Origin of the sequence: Sedimentisphaera cyanobacteriorum (assembly GCF_001997385.1) — a bacterium.
GTDB lineage: Bacteria > Planctomycetota > Phycisphaerae > Sedimentisphaerales > Sedimentisphaeraceae > Sedimentisphaera > Sedimentisphaera cyanobacteriorum.
The window spans coordinates 1,920,484-1,942,602 of sequence record NZ_CP019633.1 but is presented as its reverse complement, the minus strand read 5'-3'; the positions used below and the strand labels follow the sequence as shown (position 1 = coordinate 1,942,602).

Below are 22,119 nucleotides of genomic sequence, written 5' to 3'. Positions count from 1 at the left end.
GGGCTTAGATGTGATACAATTTGTGCAGAAATAGTTTTGGCAGAAACCTTTCTGGTTAGGAAGTGATTATGGAAATCAGCGAGACTGATTACGAAGTTAGAATACTTCGCTCTGTTAGAAGAATCATCAGGGCGGTTGATATTCATTCCCGCAGGATCAATTCAAAATTTAATGTTACAGTCCCTCAGATGTTGTGTCTTTATTCCTTGGCAAGGAGCCCGGAAAAGACGATGTCTGAGCTCTCCAGAGATGTCAATCTCGGTGCAAGCACTGTAAACGGAATTGCCGACAGGCTGGAGGCAAAGGGATTGGTTCGGCGTCAGAGGTCTAAAAAGGACCGCAGGAAGGTTTACTTAGAGCTCACTGACCAAGGAAAAGAAATAATCAAAAAAGCCCCGCCTCTGCTTCAGGAAACGGTTGAAAAGCAGCTTAGGAAGCTCCCCGAGCTTGAACAGGCAGCAATAGCCCTTTCCATGGAGAGGATGGTGCTGCTTATGGAAGCTGAGGATATAGATGCCTCTCCTAATTTGCTTCCCGGATAATTTTATGGTTAAACTGAAAGGAACTTCTTGAAACTTACTACGAATCAGAGACAAATTTTCGATAATATAGACAGTGATGCCGCTCTTTCTAAGTGGCAGGACTGGAAATGGCAGATAAAACATTGTGTACACGACCTTAAAACTTTTGAAAATCTTCTGGAAGTAAAGCTTCCGGAGGAGGTTCACGAGCAGTTCAAGAAAACTGTGAAGAAGTTTCCGATGTCTATCACTCCTTACTACCTCTCTCTGATCAACACCGATGATATATTGAACGACCCGATCTTTATGCAGGGTTTCCCCTCCGGCAAGGAGCTGGACATCGATGAATACGATATGGAAGACCCCCTCCACGAAGACAACGACAGCCCGATGGAGTGCATAACGCACAGATACCCGGACAGGGTTCTTTTCATGGTTTCAAATACGTGTTCGATGTATTGCCGGCACTGCACGCGCAAGAGGAGAGTGGGCGATAAAGACAGCATACCCAACAAGAAGGAGCTTCTTGCGGGGATCGAATATATAAAGAACCACCCCCAGATTCGCGACGTGCTTCTCAGCGGAGGCGATCCGTTCCTGCTCTCAGATAAAATGATAGACTGGCTGCTCACTGAGCTTCGGGCTATAGACAGCGTTGAGATAATCAGGATCGGCACAAGAACTCCGGTAGTACTCCCTCAGAGGATTACACCTGAGCTTGTTGAAATACTCAAAAAGCATCAGCCTGTATGGATCAATACGCACTTCAATCACCCGAGGGAAATCACCTCCTCGTCCAGAAGGGCATTGCGTCTTATGGCAGACGCAGGCTTCCCGCTGGGGAATCAGTCTGTTCTGCTTGCAGGCGTGAACGACTGCCCGCGTATTATGCGTGCTCTCGTGCATAAGCTTGCATACAACAGAGTTCGTCCGTATTACCTGTATCAGTGCGACCTCTCAGAAGGCCTGAGCCATTTCCGCACGCCTGTGGGCAAGGGAATCGAGATTATCGAAAGCCTTATCGGCCATACCAGCGGATTCTGCGTGCCAACGTATGTTATAGATGCCCCGGGCGGAGGCGGAAAGATTCCGGTGATGCCGAACTACCTTATATCATGGTCAACAAATAAGGTGGTGCTGAGGAATTATGAAGGCGTTATCACTACCTACAACGAGCCGAATTCATACGAGCCTTCATTCTGCGACAGAAAGTGCGAGAAGTGTAATCTGCAGCTCTCGCTTGATGATGCCGATGAGTATAAGAGCCTCGGTATAAGCAAACTGCTCGGCGATTACGATGAGACCATCTCACTCGTGCCGGAGAACAACTCTCGACATGAGCGGAGAGATTCTTATCAGTAATCAGGAAAACAGCACAAATCAGGACAGGGTAATCGATTTCGAAGGCGCGAAGGTGCAGTACGGCCCTTTCAGCGACAGGGTGTATATAATGGACACCGGAAGCGCCGTTTTCCCTGATTTCCTGATTAACATAGAGAAATTTGCAAGAGAAGAAGGTCTTGGCAAGATATTTGCCAAGGCCCCTCTTTCAAAAAGCAGACATTTGCGAAGTTTGGGCTTCAAAACAGAAGGCCTGATCCCCGGGTTCTACAGCGGGAAAGAACACTGCGTATTTATGAGCAGATTCCTCAAGCCCGAGAGAGCCCTCAGCGGCGAGCTTGCAGTTATAAACGAGATCGTATCTAAGGCAGCATCACTGAAGCAGGGTGTTAAAAAACTCCCTGAAGGGTTTTCTATGCAAGAATGTTCCCGCGAGGACTCCAAACAGATGGCCGAGGTTTACCGCAAGGTATTCGAGACTTACCCCTTCCCTATACACCAGCCCGATTACCTGCTGGAAACTATGCAGGACAATGTGAGCTATTACTGCATCCGCAATGAAAAGGGCGAGATTATCGCACTTAGCTCTGCGGAGAAAGACATCCCCGCGAAAAATGCCGAGATGACAGACTTCGCCGCACTCCCAGAGAGCAGAGGCATGGGACTTGCCGGCATTCTGCTTGCGGAGATGGAAAAATGCGAGGCGAAAAAAGACATCAAAACCGCCTACACAATCGCAAGAGCCGTTTCGCACGGAATGAACTTCACCTTCGCACGCGCAGGCTATAAATACGGCGGAACACTCATCAACAACACCAACATCTCCGGACGAATCGAATCAATGAACCTCTGGTACAAGCCTTTAAGCTGAGAAATCTGCGCATCAGTATATGATTTCAGCTCTTTACGCTCCCGCAGCACTGCCGGCGAGCTTTACGCCTTAAGAAATTCTGATACAATTTGCCTTTGGTTATTATTTCTTGAGGTATGAATGGGATATATAGAGATCATCATTACAGCTGCGTTTTCAGCTGCATTGGCTGCTGCGGTTTATATTTGCTTCTCATCAAGAAAGGCCGCTGAGCACAATCGAAAAGAGCTGCAGGAAGAGCTAACCTCCCTTGAACAAGAGCTTGAGAGCCTTCGCAGTGAGAATTTTCAGCTGAAAACAGAGAAAACATCCCTCCAGACACAGCTGGAAGAGAGAGCCGCTGCCCATAAACGCGAGGTTGACCAGCTAAAGGAGATGAAAAAGCAGCTTGAAGAATCGTTCAAATCGCTCTCGTCCGAAGCACTCAGCAAAAACAGCGAGGAATTCCTCAGGCTCGCCAAAGAAAGCCTCACAAAACACCACGCAGAGGCAAAGAACGAACTGGACAAGAATCGCAATAAATTTGATGAGCTCGTAAAGCCGATAAAGGAATCGCTCGGGAATATGGATAAAACGCTTTCCGAATCCGAGAAGGCAAGGCACAGCTCGTTCAAGGTTCTTGGCGAGAAAATAAACGCATTGAAGCAGTCTGAGGCGGAAATCAAGCGTGAAACTGCCAACCTCGTTACGGCTCTCCGCAGGCCGGCGGTTAGGGGAAGATGGGGCGAGATGCAGCTCAGAAATGTTGTGGAGATGGCCGGGATGAGCCGGTTTTGCGATTTCTCCGAGCAGGTTACTGCTGAGACCACCAGAGACCGCCCGGATATGATTGTGAACCTGCCCAACGGAAAGAAGATTGTGGTGGACTCAAAGGCGCCGCTCGAGGCATATCTCGATTCGCTCGAGGCTCAGGACGAAACAGAGAAAAACGCCCAGCTCCAGAGGCATGCAGGCCATATCGCAGACCAAATAGACAAGCTCGGCGGCAAGGAATACGGAAAGCAGTTTGAACAGAGCCCTGAATTTGTGGTGCTTTTCCTGCCCGGCGAGATGTTCTTCAGCGCGGCTCTGGAGCAGAAACCTGATCTGATTGAGCGAGGGGTGAAAAAGCAGGTTATCCTCGCCACACCCACCACGCTGATTGCGCTTCTCAAGGCAGTGGCGTACGGATGGAAGCAGCAGGAGGTTGCAGAGCAGGCAAGGAAGATACACGATGAGGCACTCGAGCTGTGCAAACGCCTGAGCACTTTCTCAGAACACCTTGGAAAGATAGGGGAAAATATCGATAAAACGGTACAGTCTTACAACAGCTCGGTATCCTCGCTCGAAGCGCGACTTATGCCTCAAGCGAGAAAAATAAACCAGATGGTACAAAACGATAAACAGATCGAGCAGCTTTCAGAAGTGGAAACGAGAACCAGAACTCTAAAGAAAAATCAGCAGGACTGAATTCAGGTTACAAGATATATCAAATGCCTTATTAAAACTGATGCAATTAAACTTACCGCTTCAAAGAGCTGCTAATACAGTTCTCTAAAACATTTTAATTTTCCTTATCGTTAGAAACCTGCTTTTTCCTGAAAGATTCACTTATCTTTTTAGAAAATTTCTGGCCTTCTTTTATAAAGCTGTCGCTGGTTGTTATTAAAACAGGTTTTTTTGCTGCCTCAACTTTCAAGGCCTCATTGTCCTTAATAGGAACTTCTGCTTTTTTTCTAAACATTTTAATTGTCCTTTACTGCCTCAATACCTGCAAAAACTACTGCAAAATGATTGGCTAACGAGCTCCCGATATGGTATATCGCGCATTGTTCGGCCTTTTTGTGAAACTCGTTTACATTATTAGTATAATCGAAAGTTTCTGGGATTTCACCAAAAAAGTTTTCATTTATGGAGTCAAATGCTAAAAAACCTTTCAATGCGTACCTTTCGAAATCTACGCATATTGGGAACACAATTGTCGATTTATACTGTTTTTCCATTCATCTGTTCGAGGCGTTGCGAAATTCCTGTTATGCAAATTCCCGCAATGGAAGAAATGAAATGTATCCCAATTATGATTATTTTCATCTTCCTGTCCTGAGAGGGCGCAAAATATACTGCTCTGTTTAAGAGAATATTCATCATTTTCAAAAGATCTGTTGTAAGAATTTTTAGAACGTATCCAAGTACTGACTATATATTCTCCGCCTTCATTTTGTTTGAGAAACTTAACACAAGCGTTTATTGGAGGATTTGGAATCTGACAGTGCAGAATATGAGATATCAAATTACAGGAAGAATCCAGCAGGTCCTGAGCAGACCGTAAGACTGCTTTCTCATCATTTTGAGCCATTTGTCTTGCTAAATCTACGGAAGTGTGGCAGATATTTCTGTGATAAAGGCGGAAATAATTTAACGGGACTCTGAGTTTTAATGATTTTTGCAGCTCTTTTGAGTGTTTTAGCACCCATAAAAAATCGCTGCACAGAGATTTAGATGCTTTGACTAAATTGAATAAATCTATCATTGAAATTTCAACTTTTTAAGGTTTTTAATTGAAATTATTTATAGGAAGTATCTCCACCGGCTGCTTACGTCAATCCTGCCTTCAAAAATCGTTATATTCAAATTAGTTTATATATTATACTTTTTGTATGTCAACAAGTTTTTATGTTTATTAGTGTCTTTATATTAGTTTTCTTTTTCAATGCTTAATAGTTTCTCATCAAGTTTCCTGTAGTTTACGCTCATCTGATCGAGGCGTTTTAGATGGGTTTTCAGCCTGTTTATAAAGCCCTTGAAGTCTTTGTTTGAGGGGGCTGTCCAGCAAACCTCTGCCAGTGCGCAGCCTCTCGGATAGGCCATATATTCTGCCTGCTTCGGCGTTTTGATGTATTCAGTCCAGAGCTGAGCCTGAGCTCCGAGGATATGGTGTGTTAGATTTTCTGGCATATTCGCCGGAACGGGATCAAATGAATACACCTTCTTCAGCGGGATAAACCCTCCGATAGCGAGCGGCTCAGATTTACGCGGCCCCTGATAATAATCGAAATACGTATGGCTTGTCGGCGCCATAATAAGATCATTTCCCGCCTTTGCCGCATCAATAACCACCTCATCACCCAGCCATGAACGCCAGAACATAACTGCTGCATCTTTGGTGAGCCCGCCTTCAAGGATCTCGTCCCAGCCCACAAGTTTTCTGCCGTTTTGCTTGAGGAATTCGTTGATATGGCTTATAAACCAGCCCTGAAGCTGCTTCTCATTTTCAAGGCCTTTCTGCTTGATTTTTCTCTGGCAGTCTTTGCAGTTTTTCCACCTGTCTTTCGGGCATTCATCCCCGCCTATATGGACGTATTCGCCGGGGAAAAGCTCAATCACTTCCCTGAGCACATCCTTCAGAAAGCGGATTGTCTTATCCTTGCCCACACAGTAAACATCTTTTGAAACGCCCCATCGTGTGCGCACCTGAAAAGGGCCTCCGGCGCAGGAGTATTCCGGATATGCCGCAAGTGCGGCAACGCTGTGGCCGGGCATCTCAATCTCCGGGACTACCGTTACAAACCTTTCCGCAGCATACTCCACCACCTCCCTAATCTCCTTCTGGGGGTAGAATCCTCCATGCGGCTTGCCGTCGTATTTATCGGTGTTCCGCCCGATAACGGTCTCTTTTCGCTTTGAGCCGATTTCAGTGAGCCTTGGGTATTTTTTTATCTCAATACGCCAGCCCTGATCTTCTGTAAGGTGCCAGTGGAAGCGGTTCATTTTGTGAAGGGCGAGAAGGTCTATATACTTCTTAACGAATTCCACAGGCATAAAGTGTCTGCATACATCGAGGTGCATCCCGCGCCATTTGAATCTGGGCTTATCCGAAATCTCTGCGCACGGAAAAACAAAGCCGGTGCCGTCTTTTTGGGGCTCAGCTATTTGAACGAGGGTCTGAAGGCCGTAGAAAATCCCCGCCTTCCCCGCAGACTCTAACGCCAGCTTCTCAGGCGTTATGCTCAAATGGTATCCCTCTTTCGTAAGATGCCCGAAGGCTGGATTCAAATCAACAAACACGCCTTCTTTCCGCGAACTTATCCTGAGATTTTCGGCGGCTGAGGGGCTGCCGGTAAGCTCTTTGGCAAAAAGTCTTGCAAGCTTCTCAGTTTGCTTTTCTGTGTAGATATTTGTATCTGGGTTCAGGGCAAACTCCCCTTCGTTCACAGCTGTTTTGTATGGCTTGGGGATAATATTCAAATCAGATTCAGCCTTCCCGGCAAGCGGAAAGATAAGAAGGCCTGAACACAGCAGGAAAGCTGCAAACCTTGATTTATCAACTGGTAAGCCTGAATCAGCACAGAAAAGAAAATTAAGTGATTCTCTGAATAACGATATAAACAGCATTCTTAACCTCTAAACAAAAAAGCGTGCAGGGAGCACAAAATCCATAAATCTTCGCCCTTATTATAAATCAGATAATATTTATAAAAAGCTCTCGAGGTCTCTGAGCTTTCTTCTAAGTTTTCTGTCGTACTGCGGGTCGGTTGCCCATGTTCCTGTGAGGCCGGCGATGTGCGGCGAGCTTCCCCTGTCAACAAGCTCAAACCGCGGGTCTATTCGCGTCTTTCTCAGGGGGCGAGAATTGGCATAGGCCTTGAGGTGCTGGATATGCGCCCTCGCTCCTAATCGCGGCGTTTGGAAGGAATGGCCGGGTTCGCCGCCGCCGGTAGCCCCGAGGCCGCAGAAGTTGTTCTGCTCCTCACGCACATCTGCCCCGAAGCGCAGGTAATTAGTTTCGTGCACCATCTGACAGAACGCAATGTCGCTGTTTATCCCCTCCTCCGCGGCCTCTTCGATATAAATCTGCGCAAGCCGGCTAACCCTCTCTCTGTTAGCTGCTGGGTTTGAGGCAAGGAAAAATGCTGTGAGCTGCCGGGCATTTGCCTTCGGGGCAGATTCTATCGGAATCGGCAGATATCTGTTTGTGTAGTCTGCCTCAGCGAGCCTCTGAGGCTGGCCTGCGCAAGAGGCAAGCAGAACCGCTGAGGCAATGCAGAGAGAACAAATAATTAGCCTTCTTTTCAATGTTTTCATTTATTCGCCCTCAGGAAAAAGTTTTACTTCATCTTCTGTTCATACCAGTCTTGTAGCAGGAAGAAGGCCTTTTTCTTTTCGCCTCTTTCTGAAATAAGCCCCTTGCGATTGTAGAAATCCTGAATATCAGCAAGCGGCCTTCTCGGCGAGCGGAAGTCTTGGAGTATCCAAGGGGTTGTTCCGCGGAGGAAGTCGATTTTATCCAGCATCTCGAACTGCATCTTGTAGAGGTTTGCCTGGAACTGCTCGCTCCAGCGGGTTCTCTTGTCTGCGTGGAAGCCCTGCAGGGCGCCGCCTCCGAATTCGCTCATCACCAGCGGCTTTTCGTAAGGCGTTTCCCACGTGCGGCTGAAGCCGCTGTTTCCGGAATACCACCCCTCATACTCGTTGCACCCAAGCACATCGAGATACTCCCCGAGCGGGTCGTCAACGTGCATAACGCTGCCTCTGGTATGCTTTTCGAGGGCTGCTGTGATAAGGCGTGTGGAATCGAGCTTTCTCGCCTCTTCCGTAAGGCTTGCGAGAAATTCCGTACGCTCGCTGCTTATGGGCGTTTCATTCGCCACAGACCACATAATAACAGAAGCCTTGTTCTTATCGCGCGTTATCATCTCATCGAGCTGAGACAGGGCATTTTCATATACCTTCTCGTTTTCCCAGGAGATCGTCCAGTAAAGCGGTATCTCAGACCAAACCATAATCCCCATCTTGTCTGCGAGCCTTGTCATATATTCGTTGTGCGGGTAATGAGCGAGGCGGACGAAATTGCAGTTGAGCTGTTTTGCCCATTCCAGCAAAACCTCAGCATCCTTTTTGGCAAATGCCCTTCCCTCGCGAAGGGGAGCCTCTTCATGTATGCAGATTCCCCTGAGGTAAACGGGGCTGCCGTTGAGCAGGATTTCATCACCCTTTGTTTCGATTGAACGAAAGCCGATCTGGTTTTCGAGTCTGCTGCCGGGAGCTTCAATAATAACATTATACAGCTTCGGGTTCTGAGGGCTCCAGCGCTGAAGGTATGCATTGAGGCTGATTTCAGCCCGCCCGTTTTCATCAGTGAGGAAGGTTTTGCTGATGCCCTCTTCAGGGATTTTCAGCTCGATTTGCTGCTGCTTCTTTTCGCTGCCCTCAAGCTGCACCCAGCCTTCAATTTTGCTTCGGCTTCCCTGCTTGAGCTGAATGAACGAATCCTGAATGAAGGTTTCGTTTTCTTCGATCAGCATCACTCTGCGGGTGAGCCCGCCGTAGTTCCACCAATCGGACATTACCGTAGGCACGGCTGTTTCAACGCGTTTGTTGTCCACCTTCACTACGAGGCTGTTGTCTTTCGGTTTTACGTGCTCGGTTATCTCGAAGCAGAAGGGGGTGAAGCCGCCTTCATGCCTGCCGAGCTTTTTGTCGTTGAGATAAACTATCGTTTCGTAGTTGGCCGCTCCGAAGTAAACGAAGAGACGCTTGCCTTCATCGAGCTGGTAGTCAAAGGTTTTCCTGTACCATACGGTGCCTTCGTAGAACAAGAGCTTTTCCTGCTGACTGTTCCAATCGCCGGGGACGCTGATAAGCTCGGCCCTGTCGAAGCTGTACTCAACCAGATCGGATTTGTCCCTCGGCTCGGCATCTCGGAAATACCCCCAGCGGGATTCGTTGTAGCGGTAGTCGTAGAAGCCGCTTTCAAAGGGATCGATAATCATTCTCCAAGACCCGTTCAGGCTTTCTGAGCTTCTGTTGTCAACGTTGGTGAGTAAATCGGCTCCGAACGCAAAAGAAGCTGAAAGGAGTGTAATGAGAAGTGAGCGCTTCATAATAATTTAACCCTCTTAATCTGAATAATAACATAACCATCTCTATATCATCGTGCAGAATTTTCATTACGGAAACGAAAATCCTTGAACAGTTTTATATTTGAAATGCTGGGAAAAGTAAAGAATAAAAAACCAAAAGCAAAAGATCATTTTCAGTATAGTATTTATAATTGTTATACCTAATGTTACTTTATAGGCTGTACCAAAAATTTACAGGAAATATTCCAATCTTGGCGATTTTTATGTATAATAACAAAACCAAAATTCAAGACTGCTCGACACTTTATTTGTGGCAGGTCTGTATTTTGCTTTGTTTTTTGAAAAAGCGAAATACAATTTTTGTTAAGAACCGGCTTTAGAAACAGGAATTACAATGCCAAAGTTAGAAAGAAGCCTCTCGATGCTGGATGTATTTTGCCTGTCCTCTGGCGCTATGATCAGCTCGGGTTTGTTTGTTCTGCCTGCCATTGCCTACTCGCAGGCAGGCCCTGCTGCGGTTTTATCATACATTTTTGCCTCGCTTCTGATTGTCCCGGGTCTGCTGAGCAAAGTTGAGCTTGCAACCGCAATGCCCCGCTCCGGCGGGACATACTTCTATGTTCAGCGCAGTCTCGGCTCGCTCTGGGGGATATTCACAGGATTAGCAAACTGGTTCTCGCTCGCTCTTAAAAGCGCCTTCGCAATTATCGGCATAATCGCCCTTGTTGAGGTTGCTGCTTCGATGATCGATCTCCAGCTAACCCCGCTTCAGATGAAAATCGCAGGCGCCGGGTGCTGCTTATTCTTCACTTTCCTGAATATAATCAGCGTAAAATCCACCACCCGCTTCCAGATTGTCCTTGTAGCGGGGCTGCTTATTACCCTGACATTATACATCACCGTCGGATTCAACTCCGTTAAGGTCTCACGTTTCGAGAACTTTATGCCCCACAAATGGTCAAGCGTATTCGCAACCGCGGGCCTTGTTTTCATCAGCTTCGGCGGGCTCACAAAAGTTGCAAACATCGCTGAGGAGGTTCGAAACCCTGCCCGCAACCTTACACTTGGGATGATACTCGCTTGGCTTATCGTAAGCCTGTTTTACTTGCTCACAATCATCGTTACCATCGGCGTTCTCGAGCCCGAAGAGCTAAAATCAAGCTATGCACCTATAGCCCTGGCTGCAAAGGCATTTATGTCTAACCCGGGCTTCATTCTGCTGAGCATTGCCGCACTCACCGCATACATCACCACCGCAAACGGCGGCCTGCTTGCCGCTTCACGCGCACCGCTTGCTATGAGCCGCGACAAACTCCTTCCCGCTGTGCTCGGCCGTGTAGGGAAAACTCAAACCCCTTATGTGAGCATTATTATTACTTCTCTGATTATGATTGCTGCAATAGCGACTCTCGAAATAGAAATACTCGTAAAAACCGCCTCCACACTGATGATTGTATTGTTCATCCTCGATAATGCGAGCGTTATAATTATGCGGGAAAGCAGGATACAGTCTTACAGGCCGGAGTTTCGAACGCCTCTTTATCCATACCTGAACATAATCGCCATCATACTGTACTGCCTGCTCATTATAGATATGGGCTTTGTGCCTCTTGCGATTTCGGCAGGCTTTTTCCTGCTCAGCATACTGTGGTATCTGCTTTTCACCAGACACCGCGTTCAGTCTTACTCGGCTGTTATGCGGATTGTAGAACGCGTTAGCGACAAACAGCTGAAAACCTCGACGCTGGAAAACGAACTGAGGGAAATCCTGCTCGAAAGAGACAACATCGTGGAGGACAGATTCGACCGCCTTATACGAAATTGTGAAATTATCGATATCCCGGACAGCCCGCCGCCGGAGACGCTCTTCTCACAGATCGCATCCTCCATGGCTGAAAAGGTTGGGGCAGACCGCACGCAGCTTTATGAAAAATTCATCCAGCGGGAAAAACAAAGCGCAACGATTGTAGAACCCGGCCTTGCGATACCGCATATTGTCGTTGACGGAAGAGAGGTATTCTGCGTTAGCGTGATACGGGCAAAACAGGGGATTAAGTTTCCCTCATCTGATGAGCCTGTGAAAATAATCTTCGCCCTCGCCGGCTCGGCAGACCAGAGAAACTTCCACTTAAGAGCACTTATGGCTATAGCACAGACACTTCAGCAAAAAAAGTTTGTCGAGAGCTCCCTTGCAGCAAGAACAACTGAAGACATCCGAAGCCTTATCCTGCTGTCTTCAAGGAAAAGAGACGCTAATTAGTTGTTGAATAATCTGAATATGCGTTGAAATTCTCAAGTACCAAGGAGAATATACACCAGTGCAGCGGGCATAATACAATCTGCTTAAAAAAGTTATTTCCACTTAAAATCGCACTAAGCCCTGTTTTTGCATTAGAATCCTTGACAAATAGGATTATATCTTTTAGGGTTCAAATAAAGCTGTATATTTACTAGTAAAAAAACAGTTGTTCGTATTTCCTGACTTCGGCGGTAAATTTTCATAAGTCCATGTCAATAAAGGACTCGATTTTTTGCGCAGGCACTACAAACCCTATTTCGGAAGGTTTTTCGGCGGGTGAAATTACATTTTGTAAGGCGTTGTATTGGTGCTGAGATTAACTGTTTTATAGAGTTTTCTTGCGTCCTCGTTAATCTTTGATGGCAGGACATATCTGCACTCTGTTTTCTTATCCCAGAGTATGCTCAGCTGCACGTGGTTGAGGGCATTTACAATCCTCGCCACAGACATCGGCTCAAATCTCAGCCGAACCCTGTAGGCCAGATTTCTCGCGCAGGTTAGAGCGATAAAGCATATCAGTATATGGGCTTTGATTCGTTTCGGCGTCCAGTGGTATATCGGCCGTATCTTCAGATCGTGCTTGCTTATCCTGAAGCACTCTTCAATCAGCCAGAGCTGCCTGTAATGATCTACTACAGCCGAATCATCCATATCCTTAACATTCGTTATAACACCGTGAAGACCATCAAAATTCGCAGCCTCTTCATATTTCTCTTCATCTATCCGGCAATCTATATCGCCGGTAACACGCATAAACTTCTTGTAGCCGTAGTTGCTTATAAGTGATTTGGGGTTGCTGCTCTTTTCAAGCTTCTCCTGGAGCTTTCTTATAGCTTCATCCCTGTCGTGCTTATTCTTTTTAGCGAGTTTATCGCTGTAGGTAACAATAAGCCTTGTATCTTTGCCGTAATCAAAGCTTCTAAGCGGGGCATTGGATTCTGTAACCTTTGCTTTCCATTTATCAGTGAGGCTTTTAAGCCTCGCTGCCACAATATACTCAACTCCCTGCTTTTCAAGGTAATCAAGATTAGCCTTGCTAAGCATTGCGCTGTCTGCGGTGAAGATAACACGCTTGAGGTTGTATTTCTCTTTGATCTTAGGGATTACAGTATGCAGCGTATGCCCTTCATACTGATTGCCGGGGAATACCTCATAACCTACTGGAAGCCCTTCTGATGTGGACAGAAGACCAAGGACAACCTGCGGCTGATTGAACTTCATATCCTTGCTGTAGCCGTTCTTTTTGAGCTCATCTTCTGTAAATGATTCAAAATAAAGCGTGGTGCAGTCGTAGAAAAGAAGACTTATCTCTTCGCCGAGAAGGCCTTTAGCAGCACCGTGAGCACAGTTTTGAGCCTTGCTGATAATATCATCTGTGATATTATCCATCATACGGTAAACGCTGTCTAAAGAAAGGTTAATGCCGAAGTCTTTGGAGAGATCCTGAACGCTGCTGCGTTTGCTCACTGGGTTTGCAAGCCTTGCCATTGTGATATGACGAAGGTTTTTGCCTGCAGACTCTTTGCGTCTATCGAAAAGATTGTTAAAGCCAAGCTCATTGTAGATGCTGCCGAATACCTCATGGATGCCTGTAGTTATGCGTGCCTGTTCCCTGAGATTCTTTAGATTGACCCGCAAAGGCTTATCATCAATGTTTTTGCGGGCATCTATTGCAGCTTCTGCAAGATGCTCAGGCTTGAAAAGTGCCGGCGTTTTCTCGGCCTCAAGCTTGGCCTTCTCGAATTCGGCAAAATCCTTGAGCCGCTTAAGCTCTTCTTCTGTGAAGGCTGTGCCGAGATGACGAACTATACGCTGACGAGGCTGGTTCTTCTCGTTGCGATAACTCTCTACAATCTGTACCGACTGCTTCGGACTGTTTTTTGATGTCTTTACTCGTATAAACATAAATGCAGATTATACGAAATCAAAACATTGTGTCAAAAAAATAAAAAATTAGGCACTACGAGCGAACCGAACTTAACAAACCCTCATAACAGCCTCAAAACGCACTTTTTGCAGAGTTTTCCACAATCATACCGCCGAAGTCAGGATCCTTGACAAATAGGATTATATCTTTTAGGGTTCAAATAAAGCTGTATATTTACTAGTAAAAAAACAGTTGTTCGTATTTTGTATCCAAAGATTAGAAAGGTTTTGATTATGGGATTTAGAAGGTGTTTTAGGCTTACTGCTGCTGTTATTCCGCTGTTTTTTTAGCAGGTTTATGTTTTGGCGGCTACATAACAGACACAGGCGGAGTTTCTCAGGATTACAACGGTCAGCCCCCGATAGACTGGGACAATGTTGACTCCAGCAAAGAACTTTATATCGGCTACAGCGGCTATGATCAGGCCTCGGAAGTGGAAATGGGCGGCGGGGCTACGCTTACAGTAGATAATGTAATAATCGGCGCTGGAGATAACACTGCCGGCAGCAATCTTACCTTGACCGGCAGCGGAACAAAACTGGAAACAATCAACGATTCTTGGCTTAAAATAGGTAATACTGCCAGCGCTTCTGCAGAAGTGCTGAACGGAGCTTCTGTTGAATTAGACAGCTCTATGGGCGTTGGGGAGTCTGCATCAAGCAGCCTGCTTATAGATAACAGTTCAGTTACCTCATCAGGTATGCTGCACTTTAATCAATATGACAGCTCAGAGCAGCAGAGAACCAGCACGGTTAATATAGAAAACGGCGGGAATTTAGACCACGGTGGCAGGATTAGAACTCATGAGGATTTGGGCGTTCTGAATATAACAGACGGCAATGTGGACGCTGGATATATTGAAACTTTTGCCGGAGCCAGTTTAGAGATAAATATAGGAGCTCAAGGTTCACTGACTCTTCAAACTCTTTCAGACCCATTTGAGGCTGAAATTGGTGGTGACGGAACAACCGTGATTAACGTTTGGGACGGATCGGAATACGTTGACTATACCACTCTAACAGAGGGCGAAGATTATTACATCACCGAGGAAAGGCACGACAAAACACTTTCGCTTGTGCCGGAGCCTATGTCTTTCAGTCTTCTGGCAATCGGCGGAATGCTCATAAGAAGACGCAGAGCTTAGGCTGCACCCTAACGGATTTAAAAATCGTGAATAATTAAAAAAGGCCCTCAGGGGAAGTGAGGGCCTTTTTTATTTGGTTGGGGAAAAATTAAAAGTTTTCTGGGAAAATCTTCACATCTAAAACTGCTTATACCAGTCCGGCAGGAATGCCCCGCTGGTGAGAGTTGTGATATTTCCTTTGTCTGATTTTTCGATTATCAGCCTTCCCACAAGATTTGGGCCGTGTTTCTTGGCCTCCTGCGAGATATCCACCTTTTCTCTCGGTGCGTGGGTCGGTTTTCTGTGTGGATGGTCGCCGATGTGTCCGCCGCTGTATTTAACATCAAACTTGAACAGCTCCAGAACGAGCTTATCATCAAAAACGCTGCCCCTGAGGTAGTTTACGTCTGTCTGGGTGCCCCAGAGTGCGCCGTGGACAATCTGCCATATACCGTCCACCCGCTTGGCGGTGATTCGGTGGTGCTCGCCGCAGAGATACGCATCCACGCCGTACTTAGTCATTGTTTTCCAGAATTCTGAGTTTGTTCCGCCTTTAAGCATATTAGCGCTTGAGTTTTTGCTGCGAACCGGGCCGGCTGCCGGCATATGCCCCTGAACGATGATAAAATCCTTATCGCTGCAATTTTTCAGCTCATTCTCGAACCATTCGAGCTGTTTTCCGGATACAGACATTTCCATCTTCTCGCCTTTGTCCTCGAATTGGTCCAGGGAGATTACAGCGAGATTGCCTTTAGTGAATGAGTATGCAAGCCCCTTTTTGTGCTCAGGGCCGTTTAACGGCATACGGAATATCTTAACAAACTGCTCAGCATAAACCGGAACGAGATTTTTATGACGATTAAGGCCTCCGTCATCACCGTATTCGTGGTCGCCCGGGGCAATAAAGAGCCTAATGTCTTTATCTCTAAAACGCTTGGCAAAACCGCCCCAATACTGTTTTGTTTTTCTTCTAACCTGCTCGGGGGTTTCCCACCATCTGGCGTCCATAATATCTCCCGCATTCAGAGAAAATGCAGGGCCTTCTTTCTTCATACCGCCCAGATACCAGTCCATAGCGTCTTCCCAGCCCGGCTGGGGGTAGTCTATATTCCAATTGAACAGGTCCGGGAAGCTGGTGAAATAGAAGTTTGCTCCCTTATCTGATGTGGGGAATTCAAAATCCTCGCTTGACTCGTGTCCTGCGGCAAACAGGGCAGAACCTGAAACCGCTAAGAGAACTGCGGTAAAAACTAAATACTTAACGCTAAATCTATTTTTCACTGTAAAGCTCCATTTATTAAACATAAATACATAATCAGGGACAAACTTCTCATCCCCGCTATAAGTTTATAGTTTGGAAAGACGGATTTTGACGAAAAAATCTTTAAATTAATAAAATTTACAGTTAAACGCCGAAGAAAAGTGCAGACTTAAAGAACGTAAGCAGGCTCAAAATAACCGGTTCAATCGCTCCAGTTACCACCAGCAGAATCAGGGCTAAATAGCTGCCCATAGTTACTTTCGCCGGCATAACGAGCTTAACTCCCGGAATAATGCATGGCCATATCTTGCTTCCGTCCAGCGGGGGTATCGGCGTAAGGTTAATTACAGCAAGTATAGCATTCACGAAATACGTACCGATCAGTATGCTCACCCAGATGCCCGCCTCCTGCTCGAAGCTTGTAATCCCTGCGCTTCGAATGAGGAAAGCAGATATAACACATATTGCAAGGTTTGATGCTGGCCCGGCAAGCGAGCTTAGCAGATAGTCCTTTTTCGGGTTCTGGTAGTTGAAAGGATTAACCGGCACCGGCTTTGCCCAGCCAAAACCGAGAACAAACAAAGCGAGTGTCCCAAGCAGTGAGAGATGCTTGAGCGGGTTCAGTGTGAGCCGGCCTTTGTTCTTGGCAAGATTATCCCCAAGCGCTGCGGAGGCATAGGCATGTGAGGCCTCGTGGACGGTAAGCCCAAGTATGAGCCCTGGAAGGAAAGTGAGGAAGAATGCAAATCTCTCAATCATAGCCCGCCTCCCTGTATTCATCTGATTCCTTGATCTTATTCAAGATCTCCTCGTTTTCCGGTATTTTAATTCCCTTCTTCACTGCCTGCTTCAAATATTCTGCGGCAGTTTTAATATCATCGCACACATAGCTCGCCTCAGCCATCAGAGGCTCAAGGGCAAATCTGAAATCCACCCTTGCCGCTATCCCGAAATTCTTTTCTGCAAGGTCTATATCGCCGTCTTGAAAGGCAAGAACGCCCGCTGCGATTCTGCCGATCCTCGATTCTTTAATCGTAAGGATTTTATCAACCAGAGGCCTTGCCTTGTCAAACTTTCTGTGCTTTATACAGTTCCAGCATAAACAGTTGTAAGCGAGCTCTGAGGCTTCAGTTGTGCTGGAGGAGCTGCTTACAATCTTCTTAGCCAGCTGCTGAATCTTATTTTCGTCATTATTCCTTGAGGCAAGCATAAGCTCAAGGTACAAAAGCTCAGATTCTTCAGAAAAGATGCTCTCAGTTTTATCAAGTATCCTTCGAAGCCCCTGAAGGCTTCCCGTTTCGAGATACATAAATCCGAGGGTTGAAACGAACCTTACATCCTCAAATTTTTCGGCATTATCGAGAAAAGTTTCTTCGTATTTTTCCGGGCCGAACTGAGTTGAAAGCCTTGTAATATATACAAGGACATCCTCAGGACTTCCGGTAATCAGGCATATAAGCCTGAGAAGAGGCGCATTATCAAAAATCGGCAATATAGTAAGTATTGCCGCAACGACCTTCAAAGGCAGTGCTGCCAGCATTCTTAAAAGTGTAATCAAAATTATCTCCACTTAGTACTGAAAGAATTCAGTATCAATCTCAAGCTCCTGCTCCACTTCCCAAGGCTCATCGTCCATAAGCCCGAAGGCGCGCGAGGTAGCCACGAGCAGACCTTTCTGGAGGGCATAAGCCGGATCATCATCTTCGTATTTGCCCGCTATAAAACCCGCAAGCAGATAATCGCCGCAGCCAACGGTGCTTTGCACAGCTTTGGGCTTTCCGGTAAATCTGCTGCGCCAGAGGCCTTCTTTTGTTATTAAAAGAGCGCCTTCTTCCCCAAGGCTTACGAGAACCTGCGAGGTTTGTTTCAGTAATTTTTTTCCCGCTCTGGCTATAGACTCAACATCTGTTTTTACTTTAGACCCGCTGAGCTCGGAAAGCTCCTCATTATTCGGGCTTACAAGCTCGGTGCAGCCGAGGCTGAATATTTTGGAAAATGTTCTGCTGCTCGAATCCAGAAATATATATGCCCCTCTTCTGGAGCACTGCCAGACAAGATCTACAATCAGCTCGGAGAGGGGGTTTTCCTCGGGCAGGGGGCCTGCAAATACGCAGATATCACCAGAATCTATAATGCTGAAAAGGCTGTCGGAGAGCTTTTTGATTGCGGCTTTTGCAGCGAGGGCTCCGGGAACTCTCAGATGAAGCTCCTTGTTCTCGCTGGTATCAAATATGCTGACGTTTCGCCTTGTAGCTCCCTGAATCGGCGTAAAGCGCACGTCTATGCAGTGGGTGTAGGGCTTGAGGCCGAAGAGCATATCATCAAAATCGCTCGCTCCCCATAATCCTGCAGCAACAGAGCTGTATCCCATCCATGAAAGCGCTTTGGAAACGTTCAGCGCCTTGCCCGCGGGTTCCTGCTTATAGCTGTCAACAAGTCTGTGGTCTCCCCAGTTCAGTCCGGTTGTAAAGAACTGCACATCCCACGCAGGGCGGATTCCCACAGTTATTATTTTCCCTTTATAAGCCATTTTTCTTTTCTGCCGGCACTAAAACCAAAAAACTATTCATTCTGTTCATCCCAAGGCAGACTTTGTTCCTGAGAGGCGTTTTCTTGCTCCTCAGACGGCTGGTCTTCGCTTTCCTGCTGGTCTTCGCTGCGAATATCAGCAATATCATCGCCTTCCTTAATACGCTCCCATTCTTCCGGGGTGATCAAAACTTCCCTTGCCTGAGCGTTTTTATGTTCGCCTATAATACCCGATTCAGCCATCATATCAACAATTCTCGATGCTCGGCCGTATCCTATGGCGAGCTTTCTCTGGAGCAGAGACACGCTTCCCCGCTTTGTTGCCAAAACTATTCTCACTGCCTCGTCGAAATATTCATCCTTCTCTACCCCGTCCGCTGAAACCTTATTGAGCTGAACAAGCTCCCTGCTGTAGTTCGGGCCTGCCTGCTCTCTTATCTTCGTTACCACGCGTGAAATCTCTTCGTTTGATAGAAACGCTCCCTGAGCCCTTATCAGCTCGCTTGTTTTGGGGTGCAGATAGAGCATATCGCCCTTTCCGAGGAGCGTTTCGGCGCCCACCTTATCAAGAATGATCCTGCTGTCCATCCTTGAGGCCACCTTGAAGCTGATTCTCCCGGGCAGGTTGGATTTTATAAGACCGGTTACAACCGATGCCTGCGGGCGCTGTGTGGCGAGGATTACGTGAATACCTGCCGCACGGCTTTTCTGAGTAAGCCGGACTACATACTCCTCCACTTCCTTGCCGTTTGTCATCATAAGGTCTGAGAGCTCATCGACTATAAGCACAAGATAAGGCATCCTCTCGGGGACCTTGAGCTGCTCCTCGGGTGTTTCTGCCCCGAGCCTTTTGTATATCTCTTCGCTGGAAAGCTCGTTGAACTCTGAAATATTTTTAACTCTGGCCTCATTGAAAATTGCATAGCGTTCTTCCATTTTGCCGACCGCCCATTCAAGTATCCTCGAGCTCTGATTCATATCGCTGACAATCGGACACATCAAATGAGCCAGCCCCTCAAACATCGTCATCTCAATCTGTTTTGGATCAATCAGCACAAGCTTAACCTCGTTGGGCTTTCTGGTGAGAAGGATGCTTGTTATTATTGTGTTTATGCACACGCTCTTACCCGAGCCTGTAGTACCGGCGATAAGGCCGTGTGGCATATCGGCAAGATCTGCCACAAGCACAGAGCCGGAAGAATCCTTGCCGAGGAAAATCGGAACCTTCATCTTCACAGGCACTTTTCCAGCACGCTGGATAAGGTCTTTGAGCCGAACGGTCTCGCGTTCGCTGTTTGGAACTTCTATGCCGATCGTATCCTTGCCCGGAAGCGGGGAAACCACCCTCACTACCGGCACAGCCAGAGCCCTTGCTATATCATCTGCAAGATTGGAAATCTTATTCACCCTCATCCCCGCTGAAAGCTCTATCTCGTAGAGCGTTATAGTCGGGCCGGGTTCGGCATTGATAACCGATGCATCCACCTTGAAATTATCGAGGGTTTCCTGAAGCCTGTCTGCCTTTTCACGAACCATCACTTCAAGGCGGGAGGCAAAATCCTTCTCCGGCTCTTCAAGAAGATTGATATGCGGAAGCACATACTTCTTGTAGTCTTCTGTTATGTCGTCCTCAGGACTGCTTGGTTTTGATTTCTTCTTGGGCTTATTGTTTTTCTTTGCTTCTGCGTTTTTTTTATTATCCTTCTCGGGGCCTTCTTCTTCCGGGTCTTTGCTGGAGGAAACATCTATAACATCAACTCTGTCAGGGTCTGGTATAATCTCAACGGATTCTGAGGTTTGCTCAGGGTGAAGCTGATAAGGCTCGATATCCTGCCTGCCTCTGCTGATTTCAAACTCTTTTCTTTCCTTCTTCTCAGTTTTCTCAGGCTCCTCTTGCCGGATGGGAATTTCATCCTCTGCTGCTTGGGGGGCTTCTTGCTGTTTTGCTTTCTTCTTCTCTTTTATTTTGGCAAAAAATCCAGCCTTCTTTTCTTTAGCCTTCTCTGTTTGCGTTTCTTCCTTAGCGAGTTTACGAGCAGCCTTTTTCGTTTTGCCGTTTTTGGCAGGCTTTTTCGAAGACGAGAACAAAAAGCCCCAAAGCCCCTTGAAAAATGCAGCAACAAGGCTGTCTGCAATGAAAATGAGCCCGATAAGCGTTGCAGCAAGCATAATTGCAAACCTGCCGAGCTGGCCTATAGTTCTTCCGAGCCATTCTGCCAGGAATGTTCCTAAAACGCCCGCACGGCCTACGGGGAATGCATCCGGGGAAAAGTTGAACTTTGAATAACAGCCCGCTGCAGCAGAAACAGCCGCACAAAGCAAAAGCATACCAGCTATTCTAAAAGGAATCTGACCTGCCGGACGGCCGAACATATCCGAGGCAAGCAGAAAGATAAGAGTGCCGAGAATCACATAAATCCCCGGCCCGATATAATACAGGGCATAATGCGAGAAATAAGCCCCGGGCAAATTAAGCCAGTTTGCAGGGGGGTCGTTGAGAGGGTATGAATACCCCCCGGGAGGGTCATATATATCAAAACTTACGCAGCTGGCGGCTGCGAGAAAAAGCAGAACTATAATTAAGAGCTCTGCAGCTATTTTTAACAGCTCACGACCTGTCATCGTACATCCTTCACGAACTATTCCGCCGGCGCCTTCCGGCTAATCTCAGGCCAGAGCCATCAGTTCTGGCCGCTTTTTTCCTCATTTTTCTTAAAAAGCCTGTCGAGGCTGAATCCGCTTGATTTTTTTGTCTTCGGAACTTCCACGCTAACGCCCATCTTCCCGAGTTCATTAGACACATCCGGCTGGTAAGGGTCTAACTGAATACTCTTTTTGAGATAAACCTCAGCACGTGATCTGTCGCCCTGGTCGAGGTAGTAGTATCCCACCTGCTTATTGAGAACAGCAGAATCCGGAGCGAGTGCAAGGGCGTTCTGGTAGCAGTCGAAGGCGTATTCATCAAGCCCTTCATTCTGGAATCCCTGCCCGAGCAGAAGGGCTTCTTCTGCCTTTGATTTTGTCTGGTTTATGTATATCTCGGCAAGCTGGGCAGCCTTGCTGTCGTTTCCGAGAAGCTGGTTCACCTTCACCTGAGAAGCCTGGGCTTCTCTGAGCATCGGTTTGAAATTCAATGCGATTTCCAGATGGTAATCGGCTTTTGAAAACCTGCGGTCTGTCATATACAGCTTAGCAAGCTGGTAATGAGCTTCAGCGTCATCAAAATCACGGTCAATCTCTTCATTCAGCTCTTCGTATCTTAGCTGTTTTGGCGTTTTGCTAATCTGCTGAGACTTATCCTGCTTATCCTTATCGGAGCCGTCAAACATTGCACAGCCGGTAAGCGAAACAGAAACCAAAGCTATCAGTAATGTATAAGCTGCAATCCTCATTTGTAAACCTGCACTT

At 46.9% G+C, this 22,119-nt stretch carries 18 protein-coding genes; 6 read left to right on the top strand and 12 right to left on the bottom strand.

Translation table 11 applies throughout. The annotated features are described in order from the left end of the window. Positions 1-68: 68 nt before the first annotated feature. The 4 genes from L21SP3_RS07850 to rmuC all read left to right on the top strand — a co-directional run bounded on the left by L21SP3_RS07850 (position 69) and on the right by rmuC (position 4,182). On the top strand, positions 69-542 hold the full coding sequence (locus L21SP3_RS07850) for a MarR family winged helix-turn-helix transcriptional regulator (protein WP_077540336.1): 474 nt from the start codon (positions 69-71) through the stop codon (positions 540-542). Between the two features lie 27 nt (positions 543-569). Further along, complete coding sequence (kamA, locus tag L21SP3_RS07845) at positions 570-1,883, top strand: lysine 2,3-aminomutase (protein ID WP_077540334.1); 1,314 nt, start codon at positions 570-572, stop codon at positions 1,881-1,883. Next, a complete protein-coding gene (gene ablB / locus L21SP3_RS07840; protein ID WP_077540332.1) occupies positions 1,858-2,733 on the top strand; it encodes a putative beta-lysine N-acetyltransferase in 876 nt (291 codons plus the stop codon). Before kamA ends, ablB begins: the two co-directional genes overlap by 26 nt. A gap of 120 nt (positions 2,734-2,853) precedes the next feature. Next, positions 2,854-4,182 carry a DNA recombination protein RmuC gene (gene rmuC / locus L21SP3_RS07835; RefSeq protein ID WP_077540330.1) on the top strand — a complete coding sequence of 443 codons (1,329 nt, stop codon included), beginning with the start codon at positions 2,854-2,856 and terminating at the stop codon, positions 4,180-4,182. 94 nt (positions 4,183-4,276) lie between these two features. On the opposite strand, the gene L21SP3_RS07830 is transcribed toward rmuC, so the two are convergent. The 5 genes from L21SP3_RS07830 to L21SP3_RS07810 form a co-directional block, all read right to left on the bottom strand. After that, positions 4,277-4,456: a hypothetical protein gene (locus tag L21SP3_RS07830; protein WP_077540328.1), complete on the bottom strand. Its 180-nt coding sequence runs from the start codon at positions 4,454-4,456 to the stop codon at positions 4,277-4,279. Between the two features lies 1 nt (position 4,457). Further along, positions 4,458-4,715: a hypothetical protein gene (locus L21SP3_RS07825; protein ID WP_077540327.1), complete on the bottom strand. Its 258-nt coding sequence runs from the start codon at positions 4,713-4,715 to the stop codon at positions 4,458-4,460. A gap of 691 nt (positions 4,716-5,406) precedes the next feature. Further along, on the bottom strand, positions 5,407-7,104 hold the full coding sequence (locus tag L21SP3_RS07820) for a beta-N-acetylhexosaminidase (protein WP_077540325.1): 1,698 nt from the start codon (positions 7,102-7,104) through the stop codon (positions 5,407-5,409). Between the two features lie 78 nt (positions 7,105-7,182). After that, complete coding sequence (locus tag L21SP3_RS07815; RefSeq protein WP_077540323.1) at positions 7,183-7,794, bottom strand: glucosaminidase domain-containing protein; 612 nt, start codon at positions 7,792-7,794, stop codon at positions 7,183-7,185. 23 nt (positions 7,795-7,817) lie between these two features. Next, positions 7,818-9,593, bottom strand: coding sequence for a glycoside hydrolase family 2 protein (locus L21SP3_RS07810; RefSeq protein ID WP_077540321.1), 1,776 nt, complete (start codon positions 9,591-9,593; stop codon positions 7,818-7,820). 373 nt (positions 9,594-9,966) lie between these two features. Between L21SP3_RS07810 and L21SP3_RS07805 the strand changes: the two genes are divergently transcribed. Then, positions 9,967-11,832, top strand: coding sequence for an amino acid permease (locus tag L21SP3_RS07805; protein ID WP_077540319.1), 1,866 nt, complete (start codon positions 9,967-9,969; stop codon positions 11,830-11,832). Positions 11,833-12,153: 321 nt separating this feature from the next. On the opposite strand, the gene L21SP3_RS07800 is transcribed toward L21SP3_RS07805, so the two are convergent. Further along, complete coding sequence (locus L21SP3_RS07800; protein WP_077540317.1) at positions 12,154-13,776, bottom strand: IS1634 family transposase; 1,623 nt, start codon at positions 13,774-13,776, stop codon at positions 12,154-12,156. A gap of 461 nt (positions 13,777-14,237) precedes the next feature. On the opposite strand from L21SP3_RS07800, the gene L21SP3_RS07795 reads away from it, so the two are divergent. Beyond that, a complete protein-coding gene (locus L21SP3_RS07795) occupies positions 14,238-14,942 on the top strand; it encodes a hypothetical protein (protein ID WP_077540315.1) in 705 nt (234 codons plus the stop codon). 117 nt (positions 14,943-15,059) lie between these two features. On the opposite strand, the gene L21SP3_RS07790 is transcribed toward L21SP3_RS07795, so the two are convergent. The 6 genes from L21SP3_RS07790 to L21SP3_RS07765 form a co-directional block, all read right to left on the bottom strand. Continuing rightward, entirely contained in the window at positions 15,060-16,202 is a 1,143-nt protein-coding gene (locus L21SP3_RS07790) for a metallophosphoesterase family protein (RefSeq protein ID WP_161488147.1), read from the bottom strand. A 124-nt stretch (positions 16,203-16,326) separates the two neighbouring features. Beyond that, complete coding sequence (locus L21SP3_RS07785; protein WP_077540312.1) at positions 16,327-16,941, bottom strand: site-2 protease family protein; 615 nt, start codon at positions 16,939-16,941, stop codon at positions 16,327-16,329. After that, entirely contained in the window at positions 16,934-17,740 is an 807-nt protein-coding gene (locus tag L21SP3_RS07780; protein WP_123785168.1) for a hypothetical protein, read from the bottom strand. Before L21SP3_RS07780 ends, L21SP3_RS07785 begins: the two co-directional genes overlap by 8 nt. A 12-nt stretch (positions 17,741-17,752) precedes the next feature. Beyond that, positions 17,753-18,712 (bottom strand): 1-phosphofructokinase family hexose kinase, encoded by a 960-nt coding sequence (locus L21SP3_RS07775; protein ID WP_077540310.1) that lies wholly within the window; start codon positions 18,710-18,712, stop codon positions 17,753-17,755. A 32-nt stretch (positions 18,713-18,744) separates the two neighbouring features. Beyond that, the gene (locus L21SP3_RS07770; RefSeq protein WP_077540309.1) at positions 18,745-21,333 is read right to left on the bottom strand and encodes a DNA translocase FtsK; all 2,589 of its coding nucleotides are present in this window, start codon (positions 21,331-21,333) and stop codon (positions 18,745-18,747) included. A 59-nt stretch (positions 21,334-21,392) separates the two neighbouring features. Further along, the gene (locus tag L21SP3_RS07765) at positions 21,393-22,103 is read right to left on the bottom strand and encodes a tetratricopeptide repeat protein (RefSeq protein ID WP_077540308.1); all 711 of its coding nucleotides are present in this window, start codon (positions 22,101-22,103) and stop codon (positions 21,393-21,395) included. Positions 22,104-22,119: the final 16 nt, after the last annotated feature.

Bases quoted from the DNA above. Each gene is read 5' to 3' on its own strand.
- L21SP3_RS07820 (WP_077540325.1), bottom strand. From the start codon at position 7,104: ATGCTGTTTATATCGTTATTCAGAGAATCACTTAATTTTCTTTTCTGT.
- L21SP3_RS07765 (WP_077540308.1), bottom strand. From the start codon at position 22,103: ATGAGGATTGCAGCTTATACATTACTGATAGCTTTGGTTTCTGTTTCG.
- L21SP3_RS07785 (WP_077540312.1), bottom strand. From the start codon at position 16,941: ATGATTGAGAGATTTGCATTCTTCCTCACTTTCCTTCCAGGGCTCATA.
- L21SP3_RS07805 (WP_077540319.1), top strand. From the start codon at position 9,967: ATGCCAAAGTTAGAAAGAAGCCTCTCGATGCTGGATGTATTTTGCCTG.
- rmuC (WP_077540330.1), top strand. From the start codon at position 2,854: ATGGGATATATAGAGATCATCATTACAGCTGCGTTTTCAGCTGCATTG.
- L21SP3_RS07830 (WP_077540328.1), bottom strand. From the start codon at position 4,456: ATGTTTAGAAAAAAAGCAGAAGTTCCTATTAAGGACAATGAGGCCTTG.
- L21SP3_RS07775 (WP_077540310.1), bottom strand. From the start codon at position 18,712: ATGGCTTATAAAGGGAAAATAATAACTGTGGGAATCCGCCCTGCGTGG.
- L21SP3_RS07795 (WP_077540315.1), top strand. From the start codon at position 14,238: ATGGGCGGCGGGGCTACGCTTACAGTAGATAATGTAATAATCGGCGCT.
- L21SP3_RS07770 (WP_077540309.1), bottom strand. From the start codon at position 21,333: ATGACAGGTCGTGAGCTGTTAAAAATAGCTGCAGAGCTCTTAATTATA.
- L21SP3_RS07815 (WP_077540323.1), bottom strand. From the start codon at position 7,794: ATGAAAACATTGAAAAGAAGGCTAATTATTTGTTCTCTCTGCATTGCC.
- L21SP3_RS07800 (WP_077540317.1), bottom strand. From the start codon at position 13,776: ATGTTTATACGAGTAAAGACATCAAAAAACAGTCCGAAGCAGTCGGTA.
- ablB (WP_077540332.1), top strand. From the start codon at position 1,858: ATGAGCGGAGAGATTCTTATCAGTAATCAGGAAAACAGCACAAATCAG.
- L21SP3_RS07810 (WP_077540321.1), bottom strand. From the start codon at position 9,593: ATGAAGCGCTCACTTCTCATTACACTCCTTTCAGCTTCTTTTGCGTTC.
- L21SP3_RS07850 (WP_077540336.1), top strand. From the start codon at position 69: ATGGAAATCAGCGAGACTGATTACGAAGTTAGAATACTTCGCTCTGTT.
- L21SP3_RS07825 (WP_077540327.1), bottom strand. From the start codon at position 4,715: ATGGAAAAACAGTATAAATCGACAATTGTGTTCCCAATATGCGTAGAT.